The following is a 9,309-nucleotide window of genomic DNA, read 5'->3' as shown; positions in this document are numbered from 1 at the left end:
GTTCTGCTGCGTGGTACCAAGCGTGACGACGTTGAGCGTGGCCAGGTTCTGGTCAAGCCAGGTTCGGTCAAGCCGCACACCAAGTTCACCGCAGAAGTCTACGTTCTGAGCAAGGAAGAAGGCGGCCGTCATACTCCGTTCTTCAAAGGCTACCGTCCACAGTTCTACTTCCGTACTACTGACGTGACCGGTAACTGCGAACTGCCAGAAGGCGTTGAAATGGTAATGCCAGGTGACAACATCCAGATGACTGTCACTCTGATCAAAACCATCGCGATGGAAGACGGTCTGCGTTTCGCTATCCGTGAAGGCGGTCGTACCGTCGGCGCCGGCGTCGTAGCCAAAATCATCGAGTAATAAGCGGCTCTCCGAGCCCGCTTCGATGCTTTGAGAAAACCCCCGCCCAGCGGGGGTTTTTTTATTAGGTTGACACCTATCTGGGGCGTCTATAGAATTGCGCCTCCTTTTAACGGGCGTATTGCGCTCGGTGGGAATAGCAGCCGGAGTCTGAAATCCAATGCAAAATCAGCAAATCCGTATCAGGTTGAAGGCTTTTGACCATCGCCTGATCGACCAATCCACCCAGGAAATCGTGGAAACCGCGAAACGTACTGGTGCTCAAGTGCGTGGTCCAATTCCACTGCCTACCCGTAAAGAGCGGTTCACCGTTCTGGTCTCCCCGCACGTCAACAAAGACGCGCGTGACCAGTACGAGATCCGTACTCATAAGCGTGTACTGGACATCGTCCAGCCAACGGATAAAACCGTTGATGCGCTGATGAAGCTTGATCTTGCGGCAGGTGTGGAAGTGCAGATCAGCCTCGGCTAAGACTCGGTCTTAGTCGTGTAACGCTCTGAAATGGGCGGCCATAGCGGGTGAAAGCCCCGTACACTCATGAGGTTTACAACATGACTATTGGTGTAGTCGGTCGTAAATGCGGTATGACCCGTATTTTCACCGAAGAAGGTGTCTCCATTCCGGTTACGGTCATTGAGATCGAGCCGAATCGCGTCACCCAGTTCAAAACTGAAGAGACCGATGGCTATCGTGCAGTGCAAGTCACTGTCGGCGAGCGTCGTGCTTCGCGTGTTACCGCAGCTCAAGCTGGCCACTTCGCTAAGGCGAACGTTGCCGCTGGTCGTACCGTGCTGGAATTCCGTCTTGAAGAAGGCGAGTACCAGGCCGGCGATCTGATCAAAGCTGAAATCTTCGCCGCTGGTCAACTGGTTGATGTAACCGGTCAGTCCAAGGGTAAAGGCTTCCAGGGTACGATCAAGCGCTGGAATTTCCGCGGGCAAGATAACACCCACGGTAACTCCGTATCCCACCGCGTTCCAGGCTCTATCGGCCAGTGCCAGACTCCTGGTCGTGTATTCAAGGGCAAAAAAATGTCCGGTCATATGGGCGCTGAGCGCGTGACCGTGCAGTCCCTCGAAGTAGTGCGCGTGGACGCTGAACGCAATCTGTTGTTGGTCAAGGGCGCTGTTCCTGGCGCTACTGGCGGCAACGTGGTTGTACGTCCAGCAGCCAAGGCTCGCGGTTAAGGGGAAGCTGACATGCAATTAAACGTAAATGACGCTCAAGCGATCGAAGTTTCCGAACTGACATTTGGCGGCGAATTCAACGAGACGCTGGTTCACCAAGCAGTCGTGGCCTACATGGCTGGCGGCCGTCAGGGTAGCAAGCAGCAAAAGACCCGTTCCGACGTTTCCGGTGGCGGCAAGCGCCCATGGCGTCAGAAAGGTACTGGCCGTGCTCGTGCCGGTACTATCCGTAGCCCAATCTGGCGTGGCGGCGGTACCACTTTCGCAGCTCGTCCTCAGGATCACTCCCAGAAGCTGAACAAGAAGATGTATCGCGCAGCACTGCGCTCCATCCTTGCTGAGCTGGTGCGTACTGATCGTCTGGTCGTGGTTCAGGATTTCGCTGTTGAAACGCCGAAAACCAAAGACCTGCTGAACAAACTGACTGGCATGAGTCTGACCGACGTTCTGATCGTGTCCGACGCTGTTGATCAGAACCTGTACCTGGCTGCTCGTAACCTGCCGCACGTCGATGTCCGTGACGTACAGGGTTCCGATCCAGTTAGTCTGATCGCATACGACAAGGTGTTGATCACCGTGTCGGCCGTGAAGAAATTCGAGGAGCTGCTGGGATGAACCAGGAACGCGTATTTAAAGTTCTGCTTGGCCCGCACGTTTCCGAGAAGGCTACGGTCCTGGCAGACAAGAAAGGTCAGTTCGTTTTCAAGGTTGCGACTGACGCAACCAAGCTGGAAATCAAGAAGGCCGTCGAAAGCCTGTTCAGCGTGAAAGTAGAGCGTGTGACTACCCTGAACGTTCTGGGTAAAAGCAAGCGCACTGCTCGCGGTCTGGGCAAGCGTAATGACTGGAAGAAGGCAGTTATCTCCCTTCAGCCAGGCCAAGATCTCGATTTCAGCAGCAGTGCTGAGTAAGGAAGGGGTGCATCATGGCAATCGTTAAATGCAAACCGACTTCCCCTGGCCGCCGTTTTGTGGTCAAGGTGGTCAACAAGGAGCTGCATAAAGGCGCTCCTCACGCACCGCTGCTCGAGAAAAAATCGAAGTCTGGTGGTCGTAACAACAATGGCCGTATCACTACACGTCACGTGGGTGGTGGTCATAAGCAGCATTACCGTCTGGTCGACTTCCGTCGCAACGACAAAGATGGCATCGCTGCCACTGTCGAGCGTATCGAATACGATCCAAACCGTACCGCTCACATCGCTCTGCTGCTGTACGCAGACGGCGAGCGTCGCTACATCATCGCCCCTAAAGGCGTGAGTGCTGGCGACCAGCTGATCGCAGGCGCTCTGGCTCCAATCAAGCCAGGCAACGCTCTGCAACTGCGCAACATCCCAGTGGGTTCCACCGTACACGGCATCGAACTGAAGCCGGGTAAAGGTGCACAGATCGCTCGTTCCGCTGGTGCTTCGGCTCAGCTGATCGCTCGTGAAGGTGTCTACGTGACCCTGCGTCTGCGCTCCGGTGAAATGCGTAAAGTGCTGTCGGAATGCCGTGCAACGCTGGGCGAAGTCTCGAACTCCGAGCACAGCCTGCGTTCCCTGGGTAAAGCTGGTGCCAAGCGCTGGCGTGGCGTTCGCCCAACCGTTCGTGGTGTTGCCATGAACCCGGTTGACCACCCACATGGTGGTGGTGAAGGTCGTACCTCTGGTGGTCGTCATCCGGTATCGCCGTGGGGCTTCCCGACTAAGGGCGCGAAGACTCGTGGTAATAAGCGTACCGACAATATGATCGTCCGTCGTCGCAAGTAAATAGAGGGATACGACAGTGCCACGTTCTCTGAAAAAAGGTCCTTTTATCGATCTTCACCTACTGAAGAAGATCGAAGTGGCGGCGGAGAAGAACGATCGCAAACCAGTTAAGACCTGGTCGCGCCGTTCCATGATCCTGCCACAAATGGTCGGTCTGACCATTGCTGTGCATAACGGTCGTCAACACGTCCCCGTTCTGGTGAACGAAGACATGGTCGGCCACAAACTGGGCGAGTTCGCCGGTACCCGCACTTATCGTGGGCACGTGGCTGACAAGAAAGCCAAGCGTTAAGGGGTTAGGAAATGGAAGTAGCCGCTAAGTTGTCGGGCGCTCGAATCTCCGCCCAGAAAGCCCGCTTGGTCGCCGACCAGATCCGCGGGAAGAAGGTGGGCGAAGCGCTCAACCTGTTGGCTTTCAGCAGTAAGAAAGCCGCCGAGATCATGAAAAAAGTGCTGGAGTCGGCCGTAGCCAACGCCGAGCATAACGAAGGCGCAGACGTTGATGACCTGAAGGTCAGCACCGTTTTCGTCAACGAAGGGCGTTCGCTGAAGCGCATCATGCCACGTGCCAAAGGCCGTGCTGATCGCATCGTCAAGCGGTCTTGCCATATCACTGTCAAGGTTGCTGACAAGTAACGGAGTCGAAGAGATGGGTCAGAAAGTACATCCCATTGGCATTCGCCTGGGAATCGTCAAGGAGCACACCTCCGTCTGGTACGCAGACGGTCGGACTTATGCGGACTATTTGCTCGCAGATCTGAATGTGCGTGAGTACCTCCAAGACAAACTAAAAAGCGCGTCCGTAAGCCGTATCGATATCCATCGTCCGGCTCAAACTGCACGCATCACCATCCACACCGCTCGTCCAGGTATCGTTATCGGGAAGAAAGGTGAAGATGTTGAGAAACTGCGTCAGGACCTGACCAAGCAAATGGGTGTGCCTGTGCACATCAATATCGAAGAGATCCGCAAGCCGGAGCTCGACGGTATGCTGGTTGCCCAGAGCGTAGCTCAGCAGCTGGAGCGTCGTGTGATGTTCCGTCGCGCCATGAAGCGCGCCGTACAGAACGCCATGCGCATTGGTGCCAAAGGCATCAAAATCCAAGTGAGCGGTCGTCTCGGCGGTGCTGAAATCGCACGTACTGAATGGTATCGCGAAGGTCGTGTGCCACTGCACACCCTGCGTGCCGATATCGACTATGCCACCTACGAAGCTCACACCACTTATGGTGTGATCGGTGTGAAGGTTTGGATCTTCAAAGGCGAAGTAATTGGTGGTCGCCAAGAAGAACTGAAACCACAAGCACCAGCGCCTCGTAAAAAAGCTGCTAAGTAAGGGGTACGCCAAATGTTGCAACCAAAGCGTACGAAGTTCCGCAAGCAGATGACCGGCCACAACCGTGGTCTGGCACTGCGCGGTAGCAAAGTCAGCTTCGGCGAGTTCGCGCTGAAGTCTGTTGCTCGTGGTCGTCTCACCGCTCGTCAGATCGAGTCAGCGCGTCGTGCTCTGACCCGTCACGTAAAACGTGGCGGCAAGATCTGGATCCGTGTATTCCCGGACAAGCCTATCTCCAAAAAACCACTCGAAGTTCGGATGGGTAAAGGTAAGGGTAACGTCGAATACTGGGTTGCCCAGATTCAGCCAGGCAAAGTCCTGTATGAAATCGAGGGTGTTTCTGAAGAGCTGGCGCGTGAGGCTTTCGCCCTGGCTGCTGCAAAGCTGCCGCTCGCCACCTCCTTTGTTAAACGGACGGTGATGTGATGAAAGCGAATGAACTTCGTGAAAAATCCGCACAGCAGCTGAACGAGCAACTGCTCGGCCTGCTGCGCGACCAGTTCAATCTGCGTATGCAGAAAGCAACTGGCCAGTTGGGGCAGTCTCACCTGCTCTCGCAAGTTAAGCGCGACATCGCTCGTGTGAAGACTGTGCTCAACCAGCAGGCAGGTAAGTGATCATGGCTGAAGCCGAAAAGACCGTCCGTACGCTGACTGGCCGTGTTGTCAGCGACAAAATGGACAAGACCATCACCGTTCTGATCGAGCGTCGCGTCAAGCACCCGATCTACGGTAAATACGTTAAGCGTTCGACTAAGCTGCACGCGCACGACGAAACCAACCAGTGCCACATCGGCGACAAGGTCACGATTCGTGAAACTCGTCCGATGGCCAAGACCAAGTCTTGGGCGCTGGTTGATATCCTCGAACGCGCTGTGGAAGTCTAAGGGCTAAGGGTCGGAGAAATTATATGATTCAGACTCAATCCATGCTCGATGTGGCCGATAACAGCGGCGCTCGCCGCGTTATGTGCATCAAGGTGCTGGGTGGCTCGCATCGTCGTTACGCTGGTATCGGTGACATCATCAAAGTAACCGTCAAGGAAGCGATTCCGCGCGGTAAAGTGAAGAAAGGCCAAGTGATGACTGCTGTCGTAGTCCGCACTCGCCATGGCGTCCGTCGTGCTGACGGCTCCATCATCCGCTTTGATGGCAACGCTGCTGTTCTGTTGAACAACAAGCAAGAGCCGATCGGCACCCGTATCTTTGGGCCAGTGACCCGTGAACTTCGTACTGAGAAGTTCATGAAGATCGTCTCGCTCGCCCCAGAAGTGCTGTAAGGAGATCCGACATGCAAAAGATTCGTCGTGACGACGAGATCATCGTGATCGCCGGCAAAGACAAGGGTAAGCGCGGTAAGGTGCTTAAGGTTCTGGCTGATGACCGTCTGGTCGTCGGTGGCCTGAACCTGGTCAAGCGTCATACCAAGCCTAACCCGATGTCGGGCGTACAGGGCGGTATCGTCGAGAAAGAAGCGCCACTGCACGCTTCCAACGTCGCCATTTTCAACGGCGAAACCAACAAGGCTGACCGCGTTGGTTTCAAAGTAGAAGACGGCAAAAAAATTCGTGTCTTCAAGTCGACCCAAAAAGCGGTTGATGCTTGAACACTGCTAGGTAGAAGACCATGGCACGACTGAAAGAGATTTACCGGAAGGAAATCGCTCCGAAGCTTAAGGAAGAACTTAAGCTGGCGAACGTGATGGAAGTTCCGCGCATTACCAAGATCACCCTGAACATGGGTCTGGGCGAAGCGATCGGTGACAAGAAAGTCATCGAGCACGCTGTGGCTGACCTGGAGAAGATCACCGGCCAGAAAGTCGTTGTGACTCACGCTCGCAAATCCATCGCTGGCTTCAAAGTCCGCGAAGGTTGGCCGATCGGTGTCAAAGTGACCCTGCGTCGCGATCGTATGTACGAGTTCCTGGATCGTCTGCTGTCGATCTCCCTGCCTCGGGTTCGCGACTTCCGCGGCCTGAATGCCAAGTCCTTCGACGGTCGTGGCAACTACAGCATGGGCGTGAAAGAGCAGATCATCTTCCCGGAAATCGATTACGACAAGATCGATGCTCTGCGCGGTCTGGACATTACCCTGACCACCACTGCCAAGAACGATGATGAAGGCCGCGCACTGCTGCGTGCTTTCAAATTCCCGTTCCGCAACTGATTGGAGTAGGAAAATGGCCAAGAAGAGCATGAAGAACCGTGAGCTGAAGCGTCAGCTCACCGTTGCCAAGTACGCCGTCAAGCGTGCAGCGCTGAAAGCAATCATCGTCGATCTGAACGCAAGTCCAGAAGCGCGTTGGGAAGCTTCCGTCGCTCTGCAGAAGCAGCCACGTGACGCCAGCGCCTCGCGCATGCGTAACCGCTGCCGCATCACCGGTCGTCCGCACGGCGTTTACCGCAAGTTCGGCCTCGGCCGTAACAAGCTGCGTGAAGCGGCCATGCGTGGTGACGTACCAGGTCTGGTCAAGGCCAGCTGGTAAGCCATACCGCCCAAGTCACGGCGGCCGGTCTCGCAAGAACCGACCGCCGGTGACCTTGAGTATGAATCAAGCCCCTTTTGGGGCTTGATTCATTTCTGGGGTGTGTCTAGAATGACCGGCTCGCCTGAGCCCGCACTTTTTGTGTGCGGAGTCACTCGGCGACAGTTGTAGCCGCAAGGCTCATTCTTTTTGTATCAGGAGCGTCTAGCCCATGAGTATGCAGGACCCGTTAGCGGACATGCTAACTCGAATCCGTAATGCCCAGATGGCTGAAAAGTCCGTCGTAAGCATGCCGTCTTCCACGTTGAAGGTGGCTGTAGCAAAAGTCCTGAAGGACGAAGGTTACATCGCGGGTTATCAGATCAGCAGCGAAACCAAGCCGTTGCTGTCCATCGAGCTGAAATACTTCGAAGGCCGTCCGGTCATCGAGGAAGTGAAGCGCGTTAGCCGTCCAGGCTTGCGTCAGTACAAGTCCGTCGAGGATCTGCCGAAAGTTCGTGGCGGCCTGGGCGTGTCTATCGTCTCCACCAACAAGGGTGTGATGACTGATCGTGCTGCGCGCGCTGCCGGTGTCGGCGGCGAAGTTCTTTGCACTGTGTTCTAAGGGGGGATAAGCATGTCTCGCGTCGCTAAGAACCCCGTTAAGCTGCCAGCTGGTGTCGAAGTCAAATTCGCCGGCCAACAGCTTTCGGTGAAGGGTGCCAAGGGCACTCTCGAACTGAACGTACACTCGTCCGTTGAAGTGACCCAGGAAGCTGGTGAACTGCGTTTTGCTGCTCGCAATGGCGATCAACAAACTCGCGCAATGGCCGGTACCACTCGTGCGTTGGTCAACAACATGGTCCAGGGCGTAAGCCAAGGCTTCGAGCGCAAGCTCCAGCTGGTCGGTGTTGGTTACAAAGCGCAAGCAAAAGGCACAGTGCTGAACCTGGCTCTCGGCTTCTCGCACCCAGTGGATTATGAACTGCCAGCAGGCGTTACCGCTGAGACCCCAAGCCAGACCGACATCCTGATCAAGGGTATCGACAAGCAGCTGGTAGGTCAGGTGGCCGCTGAAATCCGCGACTTCCGTCCACCAGAGCCGTACAAAGGCAAGGGTGTGCGCTACGCGGACGAAGTCGTCCGTCGTAAAGAAGCCAAGAAGAAGTAGGGCATAGCAAATGACCGACAAAAAAGTTACTCGACTGCGTCGCGCTCGCAAAGCACGCCTGAAAATGCACGAACTCGAAGTCGTGCGTCTCTGCGTGTTCCGCTCTTCGCAGCACATCTACGCCCAGGTCATTTCGGCCGACGGCAACAAGGTCCTGGCAAGTGCCTCGACTTTGGACAAAGAACTGCGTGATGGTGCCACCGGCAACATCGACGCGGCCACTAAGGTTGGCCAGCTGGTCGCTACGCGTGCTAAAGCCGCTGGCGTCTCGCAGGTGGCTTTCGACCGCTCTGGCTTCAAGTACCACGGCCGCGTCAAGGCGCTGGCTGATGCTGCTCGTGAAGCTGGGCTGGAGTTCTAAGTTATGTCAAATAACGACCAAAAGCGCGACGAAGGCTACATCGAGAAGCTGGTTCAAGTTAACCGCGTAGCCAAAACCGTTAAAGGCGGCCGTATCTTCACTTTCACCGCGTTGACCGTGGTAGGTGATGGCAAGGGCCGTGTAGGTTTCGGCCGTGGCAAGTCACGTGAAGTGCCTGCTGCGATCCAGAAAGCTATGGAAGCTGCACGCCGCAACATGATCCAGGTTGATCTGAACGGCACCACCCTGCAGTACGCCATGAAGTCCGCCCACGGCGCTTCGAAGGTGTACATGCAGCCAGCTTCTGAAGGTACCGGTATCATCGCTGGCGGCGCAATGCGTGCCGTTCTCGAAGTTGCTGGCGTTCAGAACGTTCTGGCCAAGTGCTACGGCTCGACTAACCCTGTGAACGTGGTTTACGCCACTTTCAAGGGTCTGAAAGCCATGCAGTCTCCTGAGTCCATTGCTGCCAAGCGCGGCAAAACTGCAGCGGAGATCCTGTGATCATGGCAACCGTAAAAGTAACGCTGATCAAAAGCATGACCGGCCGTATCCCTAACCACAAACTGTGTGTCAAGGGTCTGGGTCTGCGTCGCATCGGTCACACTGTAGAAGTCCAGGATACTCCCGAGAATCGCGGGATGATCAACAAGGCTTACTACATGCTGCGTGTCGAGGGTTAAT

21 protein-coding genes are annotated in these 9,309 nt (G+C 55.5%); all 21 read left to right on the top strand.

Annotated features, from left to right (window positions below; all coding sequences use genetic code 11):
- On the top strand, positions 1-357 hold a 357-nt coding region (locus UCMB321_RS24640), incomplete at its 5' end, for an EF-Tu C-terminal domain-related protein (protein WP_033696302.1).
- A gap of 160 nt (positions 358-517) precedes the next feature.
- Positions 518-829, top strand: a complete 312-nt coding sequence (gene rpsJ, locus UCMB321_RS24635; protein ID WP_003186070.1) for a 30S ribosomal protein S10 — start codon at positions 518-520, stop codon at positions 827-829.
- Positions 830-909: 80 nt separating this feature from the next.
- Positions 910-1,545 carry a 50S ribosomal protein L3 gene (rplC, locus tag UCMB321_RS24630; RefSeq protein WP_024778327.1) on the top strand — a complete coding sequence of 212 codons (636 nt, stop codon included), beginning with the start codon at positions 910-912 and terminating at the stop codon, positions 1,543-1,545.
- 12 nt (positions 1,546-1,557) lie between these two features.
- Positions 1,558-2,160, top strand: coding sequence for a 50S ribosomal protein L4 (rplD, locus tag UCMB321_RS24625; protein WP_040071279.1), 603 nt, complete (start codon positions 1,558-1,560; stop codon positions 2,158-2,160).
- The gene (gene rplW, locus UCMB321_RS24620; protein WP_002555488.1) at positions 2,157-2,456 is read left to right on the top strand and encodes a 50S ribosomal protein L23; all 300 of its coding nucleotides are present in this window, start codon (positions 2,157-2,159) and stop codon (positions 2,454-2,456) included. The genes rplD and rplW overlap by 4 nt, the downstream gene beginning before the upstream one ends.
- Before the next feature lie 14 nt (positions 2,457-2,470).
- Complete coding sequence (rplB, locus tag UCMB321_RS24615) at positions 2,471-3,295, top strand: 50S ribosomal protein L2 (protein WP_040071278.1); 825 nt, start codon at positions 2,471-2,473, stop codon at positions 3,293-3,295.
- A gap of 16 nt (positions 3,296-3,311) precedes the next feature.
- The gene (gene rpsS / locus UCMB321_RS24610; protein WP_002555486.1) at positions 3,312-3,587 is read left to right on the top strand and encodes a 30S ribosomal protein S19; all 276 of its coding nucleotides are present in this window, start codon (positions 3,312-3,314) and stop codon (positions 3,585-3,587) included.
- Between the two features lie 11 nt (positions 3,588-3,598).
- Entirely contained in the window at positions 3,599-3,931 is a 333-nt protein-coding gene (gene rplV, locus UCMB321_RS24605) for a 50S ribosomal protein L22 (protein WP_003103908.1), read from the top strand.
- Between the two features lie 13 nt (positions 3,932-3,944).
- Positions 3,945-4,631, top strand: a complete 687-nt coding sequence (rpsC, locus tag UCMB321_RS24600; RefSeq protein ID WP_007924192.1) for a 30S ribosomal protein S3 — start codon at positions 3,945-3,947, stop codon at positions 4,629-4,631.
- Between the two features lie 12 nt (positions 4,632-4,643).
- On the top strand, positions 4,644-5,057 hold the full coding sequence (gene rplP, locus UCMB321_RS24595) for a 50S ribosomal protein L16 (protein ID WP_003228729.1): 414 nt from the start codon (positions 4,644-4,646) through the stop codon (positions 5,055-5,057).
- Complete coding sequence (rpmC, locus tag UCMB321_RS24590; protein ID WP_002555481.1) at positions 5,057-5,248, top strand: 50S ribosomal protein L29; 192 nt, start codon at positions 5,057-5,059, stop codon at positions 5,246-5,248. Before rplP ends, rpmC begins: the two co-directional genes overlap by 1 nt.
- Positions 5,249-5,250: 2 nt before the next feature.
- Positions 5,251-5,517, top strand: a complete 267-nt coding sequence (rpsQ, locus tag UCMB321_RS24585; RefSeq protein WP_040071277.1) for a 30S ribosomal protein S17 — start codon at positions 5,251-5,253, stop codon at positions 5,515-5,517.
- 23 nt (positions 5,518-5,540) lie between these two features.
- Entirely contained in the window at positions 5,541-5,909 is a 369-nt protein-coding gene (gene rplN, locus UCMB321_RS24580) for a 50S ribosomal protein L14 (protein ID WP_002555479.1), read from the top strand.
- 11 nt (positions 5,910-5,920) lie between these two features.
- Positions 5,921-6,235 (top strand): 50S ribosomal protein L24, encoded by a 315-nt coding sequence (gene rplX, locus UCMB321_RS24575; RefSeq protein WP_007896770.1) that lies wholly within the window; start codon positions 5,921-5,923, stop codon positions 6,233-6,235.
- Positions 6,236-6,255: 20 nt separating this feature from the next.
- Positions 6,256-6,795, top strand: a complete 540-nt coding sequence (rplE, locus tag UCMB321_RS24570) for a 50S ribosomal protein L5 (RefSeq protein ID WP_040071276.1) — start codon at positions 6,256-6,258, stop codon at positions 6,793-6,795.
- A 13-nt stretch (positions 6,796-6,808) separates the two neighbouring features.
- Positions 6,809-7,114 carry a 30S ribosomal protein S14 gene (gene rpsN / locus UCMB321_RS24565; protein WP_017123250.1) on the top strand — a complete coding sequence of 102 codons (306 nt, stop codon included), beginning with the start codon at positions 6,809-6,811 and terminating at the stop codon, positions 7,112-7,114.
- Positions 7,115-7,325: 211 nt separating this feature from the next.
- Positions 7,326-7,718, top strand: coding sequence for a 30S ribosomal protein S8 (rpsH, locus tag UCMB321_RS24560; protein WP_003228724.1), 393 nt, complete (start codon positions 7,326-7,328; stop codon positions 7,716-7,718).
- Between the two features lie 12 nt (positions 7,719-7,730).
- On the top strand, positions 7,731-8,264 hold the full coding sequence (rplF, locus tag UCMB321_RS24555; protein WP_040071275.1) for a 50S ribosomal protein L6: 534 nt from the start codon (positions 7,731-7,733) through the stop codon (positions 8,262-8,264).
- Between the two features lie 10 nt (positions 8,265-8,274).
- Positions 8,275-8,625: a 50S ribosomal protein L18 gene (gene rplR / locus UCMB321_RS24550; RefSeq protein ID WP_003186037.1), complete on the top strand. Its 351-nt coding sequence runs from the start codon at positions 8,275-8,277 to the stop codon at positions 8,623-8,625.
- Between the two features lie 3 nt (positions 8,626-8,628).
- Positions 8,629-9,129 (top strand): 30S ribosomal protein S5, encoded by a 501-nt coding sequence (gene rpsE, locus UCMB321_RS24545; protein ID WP_040071274.1) that lies wholly within the window; start codon positions 8,629-8,631, stop codon positions 9,127-9,129.
- Between the two features lie 2 nt (positions 9,130-9,131).
- Positions 9,132-9,308, top strand: coding sequence for a 50S ribosomal protein L30 (rpmD, locus tag UCMB321_RS24540; RefSeq protein ID WP_003176408.1), 177 nt, complete (start codon positions 9,132-9,134; stop codon positions 9,306-9,308).
- Position 9,309 lies beyond the last annotated feature (1 nt).

Origin of the sequence: Pseudomonas batumici, from assembly GCF_000820515.1 — a bacterium.
Taxonomy (GTDB): domain Bacteria; phylum Pseudomonadota; class Gammaproteobacteria; order Pseudomonadales; family Pseudomonadaceae; genus Aquipseudomonas; species Aquipseudomonas batumici.
The sequence above is the reverse complement of the archived record's forward strand: the minus strand, read 5'-3'. Positions and strand labels throughout refer to the sequence as shown.

Bases quoted from the DNA above. Each gene is read 5' to 3' on its own strand.
- rpmD (WP_003176408.1), top strand. From the start codon at position 9,132: ATGGCAACCGTAAAAGTAACGCTGATCAAAAGCATGACCGGCCGTATC.
- rpmC (WP_002555481.1), top strand. From the start codon at position 5,057: ATGAAAGCGAATGAACTTCGTGAAAAATCCGCACAGCAGCTGAACGAG.
- rplR (WP_003186037.1), top strand. From the start codon at position 8,275: ATGACCGACAAAAAAGTTACTCGACTGCGTCGCGCTCGCAAAGCACGC.
- rplV (WP_003103908.1), top strand. From the start codon at position 3,599: ATGGAAGTAGCCGCTAAGTTGTCGGGCGCTCGAATCTCCGCCCAGAAA.
- rpsN (WP_017123250.1), top strand. From the start codon at position 6,809: ATGGCCAAGAAGAGCATGAAGAACCGTGAGCTGAAGCGTCAGCTCACC.
- rplB (WP_040071278.1), top strand. From the start codon at position 2,471: ATGGCAATCGTTAAATGCAAACCGACTTCCCCTGGCCGCCGTTTTGTG.
- rpsJ (WP_003186070.1), top strand. From the start codon at position 518: ATGCAAAATCAGCAAATCCGTATCAGGTTGAAGGCTTTTGACCATCGC.
- rpsE (WP_040071274.1), top strand. From the start codon at position 8,629: ATGTCAAATAACGACCAAAAGCGCGACGAAGGCTACATCGAGAAGCTG.
- rpsC (WP_007924192.1), top strand. From the start codon at position 3,945: ATGGGTCAGAAAGTACATCCCATTGGCATTCGCCTGGGAATCGTCAAG.
- rplN (WP_002555479.1), top strand. From the start codon at position 5,541: ATGATTCAGACTCAATCCATGCTCGATGTGGCCGATAACAGCGGCGCT.
- rplF (WP_040071275.1), top strand. From the start codon at position 7,731: ATGTCTCGCGTCGCTAAGAACCCCGTTAAGCTGCCAGCTGGTGTCGAA.
- rplD (WP_040071279.1), top strand. From the start codon at position 1,558: ATGCAATTAAACGTAAATGACGCTCAAGCGATCGAAGTTTCCGAACTG.
- rplE (WP_040071276.1), top strand. From the start codon at position 6,256: ATGGCACGACTGAAAGAGATTTACCGGAAGGAAATCGCTCCGAAGCTT.
- rplP (WP_003228729.1), top strand. From the start codon at position 4,644: ATGTTGCAACCAAAGCGTACGAAGTTCCGCAAGCAGATGACCGGCCAC.
- rpsQ (WP_040071277.1), top strand. From the start codon at position 5,251: ATGGCTGAAGCCGAAAAGACCGTCCGTACGCTGACTGGCCGTGTTGTC.
- rplW (WP_002555488.1), top strand. From the start codon at position 2,157: ATGAACCAGGAACGCGTATTTAAAGTTCTGCTTGGCCCGCACGTTTCC.
- rpsH (WP_003228724.1), top strand. From the start codon at position 7,326: ATGAGTATGCAGGACCCGTTAGCGGACATGCTAACTCGAATCCGTAAT.
- rplC (WP_024778327.1), top strand. From the start codon at position 910: ATGACTATTGGTGTAGTCGGTCGTAAATGCGGTATGACCCGTATTTTC.
- rplX (WP_007896770.1), top strand. From the start codon at position 5,921: ATGCAAAAGATTCGTCGTGACGACGAGATCATCGTGATCGCCGGCAAA.